The sequence below is a fragment of the Bacillus sp. N6 genome (genome assembly GCF_052805735.1).
On the sequence record NZ_CM127843.1, the window covers coordinates 1,254,880 to 1,271,448 of the forward strand.

The 16,569-nt window shown below is 35.4% G+C and carries 15 protein-coding genes; 13 read left to right on the forward strand and 2 right to left on the reverse strand.

Going from position 1 to position 16,569, the window contains the following annotated elements; genetic code table 11:
* Positions 1-69 precede the first annotated feature (69 nt).
* The 5 genes from ACUXVC_RS06510 to calY all read left to right on the forward strand — a co-directional run bounded on the left by ACUXVC_RS06510 (position 70) and on the right by calY (position 4,699).
* The gene (locus ACUXVC_RS06510) at positions 70-1,356 is read left to right on the forward strand and encodes a D-alanyl-D-alanine carboxypeptidase family protein (protein WP_088024907.1); all 1,287 of its coding nucleotides are present in this window, start codon (positions 70-72) and stop codon (positions 1,354-1,356) included.
* 202 nt (positions 1,357-1,558) lie between these two features.
* The gene (gene sipW / locus ACUXVC_RS06515; protein WP_000767792.1) at positions 1,559-2,128 is read left to right on the forward strand and encodes a signal peptidase I SipW; all 570 of its coding nucleotides are present in this window, start codon (positions 1,559-1,561) and stop codon (positions 2,126-2,128) included.
* A gap of 62 nt (positions 2,129-2,190) precedes the next feature.
* Positions 2,191-2,778: a CalY family protein gene (locus ACUXVC_RS06520; RefSeq protein ID WP_000172852.1), complete on the forward strand. Its 588-nt coding sequence runs from the start codon at positions 2,191-2,193 to the stop codon at positions 2,776-2,778.
* Between the two features lie 119 nt (positions 2,779-2,897).
* Positions 2,898-3,719: a DUF4047 domain-containing protein gene (locus tag ACUXVC_RS06525; RefSeq protein WP_446025988.1), complete on the forward strand. Its 822-nt coding sequence runs from the start codon at positions 2,898-2,900 to the stop codon at positions 3,717-3,719.
* A gap of 386 nt (positions 3,720-4,105) precedes the next feature.
* Positions 4,106-4,699, forward strand: coding sequence for a biofilm matrix protein CalY (gene calY, locus ACUXVC_RS06530; protein ID WP_000053714.1), 594 nt, complete (start codon positions 4,106-4,108; stop codon positions 4,697-4,699).
* 67 nt (positions 4,700-4,766) lie between these two features.
* On the opposite strand, the gene ACUXVC_RS06535 is transcribed toward calY, so the two are convergent.
* Together ACUXVC_RS06535 and ACUXVC_RS06540 are read right to left on the reverse strand one after the other, a co-directional pair.
* Complete coding sequence (locus ACUXVC_RS06535) at positions 4,767-5,090, reverse strand: helix-turn-helix domain-containing protein (RefSeq protein ID WP_000578884.1); 324 nt, start codon at positions 5,088-5,090, stop codon at positions 4,767-4,769.
* Positions 5,091-5,169: 79 nt separating this feature from the next.
* Entirely contained in the window at positions 5,170-5,304 is a 135-nt protein-coding gene (locus ACUXVC_RS06540) for an anti-repressor SinI family protein (protein WP_000276219.1), read from the reverse strand.
* Positions 5,305-5,646: 342 nt separating this feature from the next.
* Between ACUXVC_RS06540 and inhA1 the strand changes: the two genes are divergently transcribed.
* The 8 genes from inhA1 to ACUXVC_RS06580 all read left to right on the forward strand — a co-directional run bounded on the left by inhA1 (position 5,647) and on the right by ACUXVC_RS06580 (position 16,547).
* Positions 5,647-8,034 carry a M6 family metalloprotease immune inhibitor InhA1 gene (gene inhA1, locus ACUXVC_RS06545; RefSeq protein ID WP_446025989.1) on the forward strand — a complete coding sequence of 796 codons (2,388 nt, stop codon included), beginning with the start codon at positions 5,647-5,649 and terminating at the stop codon, positions 8,032-8,034.
* 171 nt (positions 8,035-8,205) lie between these two features.
* Complete coding sequence (locus tag ACUXVC_RS06550) at positions 8,206-9,573, forward strand: aldehyde dehydrogenase (protein ID WP_089170656.1); 1,368 nt, start codon at positions 8,206-8,208, stop codon at positions 9,571-9,573.
* A gap of 239 nt (positions 9,574-9,812) precedes the next feature.
* Positions 9,813-10,796: a spermidine/putrescine ABC transporter ATP-binding protein PotA gene (gene potA, locus ACUXVC_RS06555; protein ID WP_000720333.1), complete on the forward strand. Its 984-nt coding sequence runs from the start codon at positions 9,813-9,815 to the stop codon at positions 10,794-10,796.
* On the forward strand, positions 10,793-11,641 hold the full coding sequence (gene potB, locus ACUXVC_RS06560; RefSeq protein WP_000715500.1) for a spermidine/putrescine ABC transporter permease PotB: 849 nt from the start codon (positions 10,793-10,795) through the stop codon (positions 11,639-11,641). The genes potA and potB overlap by 4 nt, the downstream gene beginning before the upstream one ends.
* A gap of 6 nt (positions 11,642-11,647) precedes the next feature.
* The gene (potC, locus tag ACUXVC_RS06565; RefSeq protein WP_000714190.1) at positions 11,648-12,448 is read left to right on the forward strand and encodes a spermidine/putrescine ABC transporter permease PotC; all 801 of its coding nucleotides are present in this window, start codon (positions 11,648-11,650) and stop codon (positions 12,446-12,448) included.
* 38 nt (positions 12,449-12,486) lie between these two features.
* The gene (gene potD, locus ACUXVC_RS06570; RefSeq protein WP_000772490.1) at positions 12,487-13,536 is read left to right on the forward strand and encodes a spermidine/putrescine ABC transporter substrate-binding protein PotD; all 1,050 of its coding nucleotides are present in this window, start codon (positions 12,487-12,489) and stop codon (positions 13,534-13,536) included.
* Between the two features lie 59 nt (positions 13,537-13,595).
* Positions 13,596-14,243, forward strand: a complete 648-nt coding sequence (locus tag ACUXVC_RS06575) for a phosphatase PAP2 family protein (protein ID WP_446025990.1) — start codon at positions 13,596-13,598, stop codon at positions 14,241-14,243.
* A 111-nt stretch (positions 14,244-14,354) separates the two neighbouring features.
* A complete protein-coding gene (locus tag ACUXVC_RS06580; RefSeq protein WP_446025991.1) occupies positions 14,355-16,547 on the forward strand; it encodes an MMPL family transporter in 2,193 nt (730 codons plus the stop codon).
* Positions 16,548-16,569: the final 22 nt, after the last annotated feature.

The window sequence follows — 16,569 nt, forward strand, 5'->3', positions numbered from 1 at the left end:
AATACAAATTACATATGATTGGTAGATTTATTATTTTGTTAGAGGAGTAAATGGAAAAGGGAGAGTCATATGGTAAATTTTAAGAAAATTTTGGTTTTTATTACAGTTATTTGTTTGTTTTTGTTGACACCTATGACATTGCGTGCTGAGACGAATATTGGAGTAAATCCAGAACAAGTTGCACCACCACCTGCAGAAGGACCGAATGTTTTTAGTCAGTTTGCAACGACAATTGATGCGAAAACAGGAGATGTTTTGTATGACAAAAACGCATATCACCGAGCATATCCTGCTAGTACGACGAAGGTGTTAACAGCGATTTTACTCATGGAGCATACAAAGCCAGAGGATCAATTTACATTTTCACAATTAGCATTAGATCAAGAGAAGAGTAATTATCAAATTGAGTTTCAACCTGGAGAGACAATTAATAGAAATACTGCGCTTATGATTTTAATGGTGCTGAGTGCGAATGATGTGTCGTATGCGATTGCGGAGCGGATTGGCGGGAGTGTTGAGAATTTCGCTAATATGATGAATGAGAAAGCGAAGCAATTAGGGGCGAAAGATAGCCACTTTGTAACACCGAATGGACTGCATGATCCGAACCATTATACGACGCCGTATGATATGGCTATGATTACGAAGGGTGTGCAAAAGTATCCTGAAATTTTACAAGCGATGAATACGAAAAGAACGACAGTTACGACGTCTAGGCAGACGGTGTCTATTTTTAATAAATCTAATTTTTTTGAAAATCCATATAGCATTGGCGGTAAGACAGGGTTTACGAATGAAGCGCGTAATACACTTGTTTTATTAAATGAGAAAGATGGAAATCGTATTATAAGCGTAGTAATGGCTTCTCAAAGACCTGAAATTTATGAAGATTTGAAGCAGATGGCGGAATATTCTTTCGGTCAATTTACGAAGCAAATGGTGCTGGATAAACATAATTGGCATCAAAAAACAACATATTTAAATAAAGATGTTAATTCTGAGTTGGAACAAAGTGCGGAGCTTATGCTTAAGAAAGATGAAGGGAAAAATGTGAAAACTATTTTCCGGGCGGCTTCATTAGATAAAGAATCTTTATATCATAAAGGAATACATCGTGGTGAGGTAGTTGGTGCAGTTGATATTACGAAAAATAATCAAACAATTGCGACGGTAAACGTTCTTTCGACAGAAGATGTCACTTTTACGATGCCTAAAAAAGATACAATTGCATCTGAAGAAAAAGAGTTAGATGTGAAAGTAATAAGTGTTGGGATAGGCGCCCTTGTACTATTTGGAGCCATTTTATATGTAGTACTACGCCGAAATACAAAAGGAATGAAAACAGAAGAAAAATAACGTAGTAGTAAAAAGGCTGTGGAGAGATTTTGTCACAGTCTTTTTTATATGCTAAAAAGATATTTAACTAATAATTGTAAATTTTCTTATTGCAATAACTTAAAGTTCGTTATATCATTTACTTGTGTTCTTGTTAAAGAACGAGGGTAAATGAACATTGCATACTTCAAATAATATAAAACAACGGAGAGGGAGAGAGACGATGAAATTAATATGGAAGATAATTAGCAACGCGATCTCATTTGTTTTATTTGCATTGATGGTTTTTTTAGCTTTTGTAGTTATTTCTTCAAAAGCAAGCGGTGGTGATCCGACAGTGATGGGATATCAATTTAAGAGCGTTCTTTCAGGATCAATGGAGCCGACGTTTTTAACGGGATCAATCATTGCAATAGAACCAAACAAAGATGGTTCTAAATATCAAAAAGGTGATGTTATTACCTTTAAAGAGAAAGATCAAAAAATTATCACTCACCGTATTATCGGTGTGAAAGATACAAATGGAAAAGTAATGTATGAAACAAAAGGGGATAACAACAACGGACCAGATTTAGAGCCAGTACTTGCAGAAAATGTAGTTGGAAAGTATGCAGATATTACAGTTCCGTACGTTGGTTATTTACTGAATTATGCGAATTCAAAAGCGGGAGCAGCATTACTTCTTATTATTCCAGGAGTCTTTTTACTTGGATATTCCGCGATTTCTATTTTTGGGGCTATTCGTAGCATTGACGGAGAAAAGAAAGATAAAAAAGTAGAACAATCCGTCTAGTTCGTTTGGTTATACTTTCCGTTTAGGAAGTTAACAAATATATATATTAAGGGGATATGGACATGACTTTAAAGAAAAAATTAGGAATGGGTATTACATCAGCAGTACTAGGAGCAGCGTTAGTTGGTGGAGGAACATTTGCATTTTTCAGTGATAAAGAAGTGTCAAACAATACATTTGCGGCTGGGACACTGGATTTAGCATTAAATCCATCAACAGTTGTTAACGTATCGAATTTAAAACCTGGGGATACAATTGAAAAAGAATTTAAACTAGAAAATAAAGGCTCTTTAGATATTAAAAAGGTTCTACTGAAAACAGATTATAATGTAGAAGATGTAAAGAAAGATAATAAAGATGATTTTGGTAAACATATTAAAGTAACATTCTTAAAAAATGTAGATAAGCATGAGACAATTGTGAAACAAACTACTTTAGATAAATTAAAAGGTGACACACTTACAGCTGTAGATAATGATTTATCGGCTTGGTTCTGGGATGAAAAAGGTATTTCAGCAGGTAAATCTGATAAATTCAAAGTGAAATTTGAGTTCGTTGATAATGGAAAAGATCAAAATCAATTCCAAGGCGATAAGTTACAATTAAATTGGACGTTTGATGCACAACAAACAGCAGGTGAAGAAAGATAATAACAAAAAGGGCTATCACATGGATAGCCCTTTTTCTATTTTTCTAGTATTTGTCTATCAATTTTAATAGTTCTTTACTATAATATAGATAATGTTCTGTATAAAGAACGTAATGTTCGATGGGAGAGATTAAGATGCTGAAAAGATCGTGTAATTTTAAAAAGATGCTTATATTGCCGTGTATGTGTTCTATTACGTTTTATTTAGGATCTCAAATTATGACGCATACAGAAGCGGCGTTCATTCATGAAACGAAAGTAGAAGCGACGTTTTCTACAGCAATTATATTTCCGAAAACAGTTAATACGTTAAAAGAGCAATCTGAGAAACATAAACAGTTTATTGAGCGTGAGTATGGAACGATGAAGGGAAAATCGAAAGCAACTTCTATTGAAGAAATAAAACAGGCGATTTCTGTATGGCAACAAGGGCGTGAGAAAATTGTTGCTGAGAAGGAAGCTCTGCAAAATGTATATACTGAAATAGAAGCTCCTTACAATCAAATACAAGAAGAATTAAAGGTAAATAAAGATGAGTCGATGCAGCAAGTGTCCGTATATGTAAATGAAGGCTTTCGCAGTATCAAAGAGAAACGTGACTATATTGAGAAAGAAATTAGCTTGAAAGCTATTGATGAGCAAATTCAGGCTCTTCAGCAACAATTAAACATTGCAATTGAAGCGGAAGGACAAAAGAAAGCCGAAGAACAGAAGAAAGTAGAAGAACAGAAGAAAGCCGAAGAACAGAAGAAAGTAGAAGAACAGAAGAAAGCCGAAGAACAAAAGAAAGTAGAAGAACAGAAGAAAGCCGAAGAACAAAAGAAAGTAGAAGAACAGAAGAAAGTAGAAGAACAGAAGAAAGTAGAAGAACAAAAGAAAGCCGAAGAACAGAAGAAAGTAGAAGAACAGAAAAAAGTAGAAGAGCAAAAGAAAGCGGAGTAACTGCTTTAGTGAAACAGCCAGAAAACAAGAATGTGGTGTAAGAGAGAGTGAACGAATAAGCAAGACTAGTAATATTTATACGAGTGTGAGGGAACGTTAGCCCTCACCTCTTTGTTTTTCTTTTTTCTTATAGTATTAAATGATTTGAGTGTGAAAAAAGTTATAAATTATCATTATTTTTTCTGAAAAGTCTAAATAATATTGAGAAATAAAAATAACTGAAAATATTAATAAATATGTGTTGTGTTTATATAGGGTTGTTCGTTATAATGAACATAAGGTTTTTAAAAAAGAACGCATATTAGCTAAGCTAATATAGTTTTCTTTACATCTCTTATTGAAAAATAAGTGATAAAAATATAAAAAAAAGCTAGGGGGAATTGATTGTGAGTCTGAAAAAGAAATTAGGTATGGGAGTTGCATCAGCAGCATTGGGGTTAGCTTTAATTGGTGGAGGAACATTTGCATTCTTTAGCGATAAAGAAGTATCAAACAATACATTTGCAGCTGGGACGTTAGACCTTACATTAAACCCTAAGACGCTTGTAGATATTAAAGATTTAAAACCAGGGGATTCTGTTAAGAAAGAGTTCTTATTACAAAACAGCGGTTCGTTAACTATTAAAGACGTTAAATTAGCAACAAAGTATACTGTTAAAGATGCAAAAGGTGATAATGCTGGTGAAGACTTTGGTAAGCACGTTAAAGTAAAATTCCTTTGGAACTGGGATAAACAAAGTGAGCCTGTATACGAAACAACTTTAGCAGACTTACAAAAAGTTGATCCAGATCTTTTAGCTAAAGACATCTTTGCTCCTGAGTGGGGAGAAAAGGGTGGATTAGCAGCTGGTACAGAGGATTATCTATGGGTACAATTTGAATTTGTAGATAATGGAAAAGATCAAAATATCTTCCAAGGTGATACATTGAATTTAGAATGGACATTCAATGCTAACCAAGAAGCTGGGGAAGAAAAATAATAAAAAAAGCGGGTATCCCCCGCTTTTTTTATAAAGAAAAAGAAGTGCTACTTGTAAGCACTTCTTTCTATTTATTATTTTGCTTCCACTTTGTAAATTCAAGAAATTCACGAAATTGTTCTTTGGAGACACCAGAGTTCATTGCATCTTTAACGAGTTGTGTCCATTCGGAGTCTAGGTTAGTTTCCTTTGTTGTTTCATCATGAAGTAAAGTATCAACTGGAATTTGTAGAACTGCTGCGATCTTTTCAAGAAACTGAATGGAAGGGTTTTTTTGTAAATTTCGTTCTATAGAACTAATGTAAGATTTAGCAACGCCAGCTTTTTCGGCAAGTTCAGTTAATGAAATCCCTTTTTGTAAACGAAGGCGTTTTATACGTTCTCCAATCATATTTGCGCACCTTTCTATCAATATGTAGTTGTCTTATGATGTCATTATTATAACATAAACTTCGTTAAAAAGAACAAACCTATTGAGCCTGACTGGATGGCTTCATACGTTGGAAAAATTGCTCGATGTCTTGCATGGCGATACCAGCATCTAGAGCTTCAAGTATTAAATCAATCCATTCTTGATCCAGTGCGTCTGTCTTATCTTTGTACAAATGTAATTCCTCCCTAATTATCGGTCATAATTGCTGCTACAGAATACATGATAATGCAATCCGATTTTGTGTTTTATATAGTGAATTATCAAATATTGTGTAGATGAAACAAAGATAAAATCCCCATTAAACTCCCTCTATGGAAATTATAAATTGTTCGATAAAAACTTTCAATATTTTCAGAAAACATTGTTGAATTGTGATATATTCGTATGCTAACTATGAAATTTTTACAAATATATTAAAAAAATTACAGAATGTGACTAAATATTGAAAAAATATTGAATTTTTAATAAAATTCAATTTGTAATACATATTATTTATTAGGGGAGGAAATATGGGATGAACAAGAAACCGTTCAAAGTTTTGTCATCAATCGCTTTGACAGCTGTATTAGGCCTTTCATTCGGAGTTGGCACTCAATCTGCATATGCTGAAACGCCTGCGAATAAAACAGCTACGAGCCCAGTTGATGATCATTTAATTCCGGAAGAGCGTTTAGCAGATGCGCTAAAAAAACGTGGGGTAATTGATTCGAAGGCTTCAGAGACAGAAACAAAGAAAGCAGTCGAAAAGTATGTAGAGAACAAAAAGGGTGAAAATCCTGGAAAAGAAGCAGCAAATGGGGACCAGCTTACGAAAGATGCATCCGACTTTTTAAAGAAAGTAAAAGATGCGAAAGCAGACACGAAAGAAAAATTAAATGAACCAGCAACAGGGGCACCTGCAGCGTCAGGCCCAGTTAAAGGCGGACTAAATGGTAAAGTGCCAACTTCTCCAGCAAAACAAAAAGACTATAACGGTGAAGTTCGTAAAGACAAAGTACTCGTTTTACTTGTAGAGTACGCTGACTTTAAACATAATAATATCGACAAAGAGCCTGGATATATGTATTCTAACGATTTTAATAAAGAACATTATGAAAAAATGTTATTCGGTAATGAGCCATTCGCATTAGATGATGGAAGCAAAATCGAAACGTTTAAACAATATTACGAAGAGCAATCTGGCGGTAGTTATACAGTAGACGGAACAGTTACAAAATGGTTAACAGTTCCTGGTAAAGCTGCTGATTACGGTGCAGATGGTGCGACAGGTCATGATAATAAAGGACCAAAAGGACCACGTGATTTAGTAAAAGATGCATTAAAAGCAGCTGTAGATAGTGGTATTGATTTATCAGAGTTCGATCAATTTGATCAATACGATGTAAATGGTGATGGAAATAAAAATCAACCAGATGGTTTAATCGATCACTTAATGATTATTCATGCGGGTGTTGGACAAGAAGCAGGCGGTGGTAAATTAGGCGATGATGCAATTTGGTCGCACCGTTGGACAGTTGGACCAAAGCCATTCCCAATTGAAGGTACACAAGCGAAAGTTCCATATTGGGGCGGAAAGATGGCAGCATTCGACTACACAATTGAACCAGAAGATGGAGCGGTTGGTGTATTCGCACATGAATATGGTCACGATTTAGGTCTTCCAGATGAGTACGATACACAATATAGTGGTCAAGGTGAGCCGATTGAAGCTTGGTCTATTATGAGTGGCGGAAGCTGGGCTGGTAAAATCGCTGGAACGACGCCAACGAGTTTCTCACCACAAAATAAAGAGTTTTTCCAAAAAACAATTGGTGGTAACTGGGCAAATATCGTAGAAGTAGATTACGAGAAATTAAATAAAGGTATCGGTCTAGCGACATATTTGGATCAAAGTGTTACGAAATCAGATCGACCAGGTATGATTCGTGTTAACTTACCAGATAAAGATGTTAAAACAATTGATCCAGCATTTGGTAAACAATATTATTACAGCACAAAAGGTGACGATCTTCATACGAAGATGGAAACACCGTTGTTTGATTTAACGAATGCAACGAATGCAAAATTTGATTTCAAGTCATTATATGAGATTGAAGCAGGTTATGATTTCCTTGAAGTACACGCTGTAACAGAAGATGGTAAACAAACGTTAATTGAAAGACTTGGCGAGAAAGCAACTAGTGGAAATGCAGATTCGACAAATGGAAAATGGATTGACAAATCATATGATTTAAGTCAATTCAAAGGCAAGAAAGTAAAATTAACATTTGATTACATTACTGATGGTGGTTTAGCATTAAATGGATTCGCTCTTGATAATGCTTCATTAACAGTAGATGGTAAAGTAGTATTCTCTGATGATGCAGAAGGTACACCACAATTAAAATTAGATGGTTTCGTTGTATCTAACGGAACAGAAAAGAAAAAACATAACTACTATGTTGAGTGGAGAAACTATGCTGGGGCAGATAACGCGTTGAAATTTGCTCGCGGTCCAGTATTTAACACTGGTATGGTTGTATGGTATGCAGATTCAGCTTATACAGATAACTGGGTTGGTGTACATCCAGGACACGGTTTCCTTGGTGTTGTTGATTCTCATCCAGAAGCAATTGTTGGTACTTTAAATGGTAAACCAACAGTTAAGAGCAGTACACGATTCCAAATCGCTGATGCTGCGTTCTCATTCGACAAAACACCAGCTTGGAAAGTTGTATCTCCAACGCGTGGAACATTTACGTATGATGGCTTAGCAGGCGTACCGAAGTTTGATGATTCTAAAACGTATATTAATCAACAGATTCCAGATGCAGGACGTATTTTACCGAAGCTTGGTTTGAAATTTGAAGTAGTAGGACAAGCTGATGATAATTCTGCAGGTGCTGTTCGTTTATATCGTTAATACAGTAAAACTACCGAGAGATTTTCTTTCGGTAGTTTTTTTGTGAGCAATGAATTTTATATAGCTGAAAAAGTCATATATAATGTAACTTTAAGAATAGAAATTTGTTATATATGAAGTCTATATAAATAATGAAAGAATTGGATAAAAATAGTGGGAGAAGGTGAGTGAATGAGTATTTCCTCTATTGTAAGTAGGCAAAAGGAATATTTTTTAAAAGGGCATACGAGAAGCATCGAAATAAGAAAGAATAATTTGAAGAAGCTTTATGAAGGCATTCAGCATTTTGAAGAAGAAATATTTCAGGCGTTGAAATTAGATTTAAATAAGTCAGTTCACGAGTCGTTTACAACGGAAGTTGGATATGTATTAAAAGAAATTTCCTTTCAATTGAAACATATGTCATCATGGAGTAAACCGAAGCGAGTTCGAACAGCACTCACTCATTTTGGATCAAAAGGAAAAGTAGTGCCAGAACCGTATGGTGTGACGCTTATTATTGCACCGTGGAACTATCCTTTTCAATTAGCAATTGCACCACTTGTAGGGGCACTGGCAGCTGGAAATACAATCGTTTTAAAGCCGTCAGAGTTAACGCCAAGCGTTTCAAAAGTGCTTAAGAGAATGTTAGGTGAATTATTCCCAGAAGAGCTTGTAGCGGTAGTAGAAGGTGGCGTTGAAGAGAGTACATCTTTGCTGAGGGAACCAATTGATTATATTTTCTTTACTGGTAGTGTTGGCGTTGGAAAAGTTGTAATGGAAGCAGCAGCGAAACAGTTGACGCCGCTTACGTTAGAACTTGGCGGGAAAAGTCCTTGTATTGTACATAGAGATGCAAAGATAGAGATGACAGCAAGAAGAATTGTTTGGGGTAAGTTTTTAAATGCAGGGCAGACGTGTGTAGCGCCTGATTATATGTACGTGCATTCTTCCGTGAAAGAACAGCTAGTTGAGGCACTGCGACATGAAATTACAGAGCAGTATAGTAAAGAACCTTTGCAAAATGAAAATTATGTGCGTATTGTAAGTGAGCGTCATTTTGAACGATTATGTGGATTTTTACAAGATGGTCAAGTCGTAATTGGTGGAAACTATGAGAAAGATACATTACATATTGAACCGACAGTACTAGCGGATGTTACATGGCAAGATGCTGTTATGGAAGATGAAATTTTTGGTCCGATTTTACCAATCATAGAGTACGACAATATAGAAGATGTAATTGGCACAATCCAGCAACATCCGAAGCCGTTAGCGTTATATGTATTTTCGGAAGATAAAGAAGTACAAAAGAAAGTGACGAGTAATATTTCATATGGTGGAGGCTGTATTAATGATGTTGTCTACCATCTTGCCACGCCATATTTACCTTTTGGGGGTGTTGGAAGTAGTGGATTAGGGGGTTATCATGGGGAAGAAAGTTTTCGGACTTTTTCACATTATAAAAGCATTTTAGCCCAATCTACAGCATTCGACATGAAAATTCGTTACTCTTCTACAAAAAGTGCTTTAAAATTCATACGAAAGTTGTTAAAATGATGATGGTGTTTATCAGTAGGCGTAGCCGTATGATAATAGCCCCTTCGCAATGGAAGGGGTTTTTCTGTTCGACGTTATGTATCATGCGAAAATGAATCAAACATACTACATAAAGAATAGAAACGAACGCTTGCTAAATAACCATTTTTGTTTGGATCGAAACAAAAAATAGTCTATAGAACATAAATATTTATTCATGAATATAAAAATTTAAAATTTAAGGTAGATAGGACGGGAAAATGAAAAAGATTATTAAAGTTGAAGCAGTTGAAAAACATTTTGGAAATCAAGTGATTATCCCACCTCTTTCTTTAGATATTAAAGAGGGAGAGTTTTTAACAATTTTAGGGCCGAGTGGCTGCGGGAAAACGACTTTACTTCGTATGATCGCAGGATTTGAAACTCCAACTAAAGGGAATCTTTTATTAGATGATGAAAGAATTAACGATTTGCCGCCATATAAGCGTCATATGAACCTAGTGTTCCAACATTACGCACTATTCCCACATATGACAGTAGAGAAGAATATTTGTTTTGGTATGAAAATGCAGAAAGTATCAGCAGCAGAGCAGAAAGAGCGTGCTGAAGAGGCAATGCGTTTAACGCAGTTACTTGAGTTCCGTAATCGTAAACCTGCTAAGCTTTCTGGTGGACAACAGCAGCGTGTTGCAATTGCAAGAGCGATTGTAAATAATCCGCGTGTATTACTATTAGATGAGCCACTTGGAGCGCTTGACTTTAAGTTACGAAAAGACTTGCAACGTGAATTGAAAAACTTACAACGTAATTTAGGAATTACGTTTATATACGTAACGCACGATCAAGAAGAAGCAATGAGCATGAGCGATCGTATCGTCGTTATGAATAAAGGACATATCGAACAAATTGGAACGCCGAAAGAAATTTATAATAAGCCGAAAACATTGTTCGTTGCGACATTCATCGGTGAAAATAATATTGTGAAAAATGGGGAAGGCTATGTAGCAATTCGCCCTGAAAATGTGAAAGTACGTTCGGTTGAAGAACCAATTTTAAAAGAATACCATCTTGGACATATTGAAGATATCGAGTTTGTCGGAAATATGGAGAAGCTTTATGTACGTGATGAGAAAACATCAGAATTATTAATGGCATATCAAACTGCTGAAGAGGCAGCGCAGTGGAGCATTGGAGATAATGTATATGTAGGCTGGGAGCAAGAGGACGAGGTGACCTTAAATTGAAAAAAGGGAAATTACTCGCACTACCTACAGTCGCGTGGCTGTTAATTTTCTTCCTAATCCCGCTCGTATTCGTATTAGGATTCGCCTTCATGCAGCGCGGAGCTTACGGGACAGTAGAAATGCAATTTACGCTGGAGAATATATCCCGTGTGTTTGATCCATTGTACTTAGGAACGTTATGGGAAACTGTTAAGATTGCAGTTATTACTACAGTAATATGTTTATTAATTGGTTATCCATTTGCGTATACAATTACAATTGTTGACCGCAAATATCGTTCTATTCTTTTATTATTGGCAACGATCCCGTTTTGGATTAACTTTCTTGTTCGTTCATACGCATGGATTGTTATTTTACGTTCACAAGGTCTTGTGAATACGTTGTTATTAAAACTCGGCATTATTAGTGAACCGTTAAATTTATTATATAATACGCCTTCTGTAATACTCGGAATGGTCTATTCTTTATTACCATTTATGATTTTACCAGTGTATGCAGCAATTGAGCAGCTGGATAAGCGTAAGCTAGAAGCGGCTTATGATTTAGGAGCAACACCAATAAAGGCATTTTGGAATATAACAGTGCCGATGACAATGTCAGGAATTGCGACTGGTTCTATTTTAGTATTCGTTTCTTCTATCGGAATGTTTGTTGTATCAGACGTGATGGGCGGATCGAAAGTAGCATTAATCGGAAACGTTATTCAAAACCAATTCTTAGGTGCACGTGACTGGCCGTTTGGATCTGCGTTATCGATTATCGTTGTTCTATTCTCTGTTCTGTTAATTTACTTATATTATCGTGCAACGAAAGTATATAAATATAATGAGAACGGAGGGGAATAGGCAAAGATGAAGAAGTTTTTAGTTTCTTATTCTTGGTTAATTTTGTTATTCTTGTATTTTCCAATGATGGTTTTAATGGTCTATTCTTTCAACGACTCTCGCATTAATGCGGAGTGGGAAGGTTTTACATTCCATTGGTATACAGATTTATTTCAAAAACAAGATGTTATTGATGCATTTGTAAATAGTATTACGATTGCAGTTATAACAACGATTGTGACAACGGTACTTGGTGTATTCTTTGCGATTGCTTTACATCGTTATAAATATCGTTTCGAAGGGGCTATTAATGGCCTTGTATATTTACCAATTTTAATTCCTGATATTTTAATGGGATTATCTTTACTAATTCTTTTCAGTCAGCTAGGAATGGAACTTGGACAAACAACGATTATTATTGCACATATTACATTTAGTATTTCGTTTGTTGTTGTTATTTTAGCTGCGCGTCTTTCAAGTATGGGACGTGACTTAGAAGAAGCTGCAAATGATTTAGGAGCAACGCCTTGGCAAACGTTTCGTTTTGTAACGTTCCCAGCAATTGCACCGGGAGTTATTTCAGCAGCATTATTAACATTCACATTATCAATTGATGATTTTGTAATTAGTTTCTTCGTATCAGGACCAGGATCAACAACATTGCCATTATACATTTACAGTATGGTTAAGCGCGGAGTATCACCAGAAATTAATGCTCTTTCTACAATTTTAATTGTTGCTATCGTAGGATTAATGGTTCTATCTGAAATCTTCCGTAACAAAGGTGCAGATGGTGAAGAAAACTCTGGAGGACACCTTCCTTTATAATACGAACGATATAGAAAGTACGAGGGGGTAATAAACCGATGAAATTAATGAAAAGAATAGCTGGCGCAGCAATTAGCTTTAGCCTTGTTGCTGGTGTGCTTGCTGGTTGTGGTGAAAAGAAAGAAGAATTAAATATTTATAGCTGGGCTGACAATTTTGATGAGCAAGTGCTAAGAGATTTTGAAAAGAAGTATAATGTGAAAATTAACTATGATAAGTACGCAAGTAACGAAGAAATGCTTGCGAAATTACAAGCTGGTGGCGCAAAGTATGATTTAATTCAACCATCTGATTACATGGTTAAAACAATGGCAAAAATGGATTTATTAGCGCCGTTAGATAAAAAGAATATCCCAAATATCGAAAACATGGTTTCTAATTTCAAAACACCTGCGTTTGATCCAGAGAATAAATATTCTTTAGTGTACACTTGGGGTGTAACAGGGATTGCATACAATAAAAAGTATGTGAAAGAAGCACCTACAAGCTGGGCTGACTTATGGAATGAGAAATATAAAGGACATGTAACGTTATTAAACGATTCTCGTGAAGTATTAGGAGTGGGTCTTAAGAAGCACGGGTTCTCAAACAGTACAAAAGAAGATGCAGAGTTAAAGACAGCAGCAGATGATTTAAAGAAGCTACTTCCAAACTTATTAGCATTTGATACAGATAACATTAAACAAAAATTCATTACAGAAGATGCTTGGATCGGAACAGTTTGGTCTGGAGATGCAGCATTTATCGCAAAAGATAATAAAGATGTAGAATACGTTGTACCAAAAGAAGGTGGCACAATTTGGGCTGATACGTTAGCAATTCCAAAAGGTGCAAAACATAAAGAGCTTGCTGAGAAGTTTATGAACTACTTACTTGATGAAAAAGTAAGTGTGAAAAACTACGAGTCAATTGGTTACAGTAATCCAAATGAAAAAGCTCATCCTCTTCATAGTAAAGAATACCGTGATAATCACATGATTTTCTTAACGAAAGAAGAGTTAGATCGTACAGAATGGCTTGTTGATGTAGACGATAAGTTAAAAGACTATGATCGTTACTGGACAGAGCTAAAAACAAAAGGTAAATAAGTAAGGAAATGCGGTTTCTAAAGTAGAAATCGCATTTTTTCATAGTAGGAGGAAATCGTTTGAAGAAGAAGTTACATCAGTATGAGGTAATGTGTATCGGTTTGTTATTTGCTGTATTTGGTATTGTTGCTTGGCGCGTACATGCAGGTGGCGTTACAGTGATGGATACATATGTCCGTGGATTAGTAAGAGGGCTACAAACGGAAAGTTCTCTTACATTTTTCTCGTACTTTACAAAATTGGGATCAGCAATTGGGATAGTCGCTACGCTCGTTATAAGTTTGCTTGTTTTTTGGAAGAAGCGTTATTATGCTGCGATGATTGTATATCCAATGGGAATTTTAATAACACATCTTGTGAATAAAGGGATAAAAGAGATTGTAAAGAGAGAACGTCCGTCATTAAATGAAGCACTAGATGCACTTGGATATAGTTTTCCTAGTGGACATGCAATGCTATCGATTATGACATTTGGATTTCTTGCTTATATCATTGCTGCTAATTTGAAAAGCATAGCTGGGAAATGTGTCATAACGATTTTGATGGGGATAGTAATTCTATCGATTGGATTAAGTAGAGTCATTTTAAATGTACATTACCCAACTGATATTTTAGCTGGTTACTGCGTAGGTGGTATTTTGTTAGTTATCGCTATTTATTATCATCGTTTACTTACTGAGAGATTGGGGCTTAATAAAGAGAGATAGAAAAAACGCCTGGAAAAACTATCATTATAGTGTTCCTAGGCGTTTTTTGTTTGTATAAAGATATGATACAGTATAAGTGACAATTGAATTATTTAAAGTAGGTGAAAATGTGTGAAGACAAATGTTCATAAAGTTGATAAGTGGGGGAAGTTAGGAGCTTTTTTGTATCAATTTCGTTATACAGTAATTGTAGCGTTACTGTTGCTTGCAATCGCACTTGGGATTTTTGCTCCAAAGCTACCGGGAGTATTAGGTGGTGACGGTTTCCAAACGGAAGGAGACTATCAAAAAACAAAAGAAATTTTAGATAAAGATTTTAAGAAGTCTCAAGATACGCTTCTGCTCGTTTTTGAGAAAAATAAAGGTGCTTCGCATGAGGAATTTAAAAAGCGAATAGATGAAATTGTAAAGAATATTCAAGAGAAAGAGAACTATGAATCTTTCCATCACCCAATCCAAAATAAAGAAATGCTACAAGATGAAATCGGTTATGCGACAATTTTATTTTCCGGGAAAACAAATAAAGAAAGAATGGAAAAGACATTACAATTTGCTAATGAGATTGAGAAAGAAAGTAATGTAGCATTAAAAGTAACACCTACAGGATTTCCGAAAATTAATCAAGAGATTAATGAAAGAACGCAAAATGATTTAAAAGTAGCAGAAATGATTGGATTACCAATTGCGTTTCTTGTATTACTATTTTCGTTTGGTAGCCTTTTGGCATCAATTTTACCGATTTTGAATGGAGCGCTTAGTGTTATTAGCACGATGGGTATATTGTATTTCATCGGTGTGGATAAAGAACTATCTATTTTCGTGTTAAACGTTGCACCGATGATTGGACTTGCACTATCTATTGATTTTGCGCTATTATTTGTGAACCGTTTTCGAGAGGAAGTTGCTAAACGAACGGTAAAAGAAGCGATAGCAATTACATATCAGACGGCAGGACGTGCAATTGTATTTTCAGGATTATGCGTATTTGTTGGGTTATCCGGTTTGTTTTTCTTTAAGATAGATTATATTCAATCTGTCGCAATTAGCGGAATGATTGTTGTGATTATGAGTATTTTATTCTCACTCACACTTCTTCCAGCGTTATTATCGTTAATCGGTAAAAAAATATTAAAAAAGAATCAAGTAGCACATACGCCGGCAAAAGCATGGCGTAAATTTGCACAATTTGTGATGAAACATCCAATTGCAATGATTGTTGTTGTTACAACATTTATTGTTATTTGCTTATTACCGTTACGTACAGCTAATTTGCAGTTCCCTAGTGTTGAAGCTTTACCTGAAAAGAGTGATACAAGGATTGCATATGAAAAGTATGAAGAAGCATTTAATAAAACTGTCAAAACACACGCTGATGTTACGTTAGTTGTAGAGACGAAAAAAGATATGAAAGAAAAAGAAAGTCTACAAAAGATAGAAGAAGTCGTTCAAAAGTTAAAAGATGATAAAAAAGTACATGAAGTAAGAAGTTTATACGACGGGTTAACTGGAATGAAAGCAGATCAAGTTGCTGGAATATTGCAGTCGCCAGAAGCAGCAAAACTAACTCCTGTATTTGAAGCATACACAAAAGGGAATAAGACGACGATAGAAGTTTTTTTGAAAACAAAACCACGTACAGAGACTGCAAAACAGTGGGTGCGTGACTTTAAAAAGAACTATAAAGAAACGAATGTTACGTATTATCTAGGCGGAATGACGACGTTTCAACAAGAATTAGAAGATGAAATTAAAGATAAAGTTGTAATTGGTATGTCTGTTATATTTGGATCGACCTTTGTTATATTATTATTTGCATTCCGATCTATACTCATTCCAATTAAGGCAATTATTATGAATATACTTAGTTTGAGTGCAACCATTGGAATTGTTGTTTGGTTATTTGAAGGTGGTCATTTCGGTTTAGAAGCGAGTCCGGTTCTGTTTGTCTTACCAATCTTCATTTTTGGCCTCGTATTTGGGCTTAGTATGGATTATGAAGTATTTCTTATTTCACGTATTCACGAGCTCTATGAAGAAACAGGAGATAACGATCAAGCAACGTTAGAAGGGCTCGTTTCAACAAGTAGAATCATTACATCAGCTGCATTAATTATGATTGTTGTAACGGGTGCATTCGCATTTACTGATATTTTACCAGTAAAGCAGATGGGGCTTGGCGTGGCATTAGCAATATTTCTTGATGCAACAATTATTCGTCTTATGCTCGTTCCAAGCTTAATGAAGTTATTTGGAGACTGGAATTGGTGGTTACCATTTCGAAAAAAACGAGAAAAATCATCGTAAAAAAATGCTCATCATATTGATG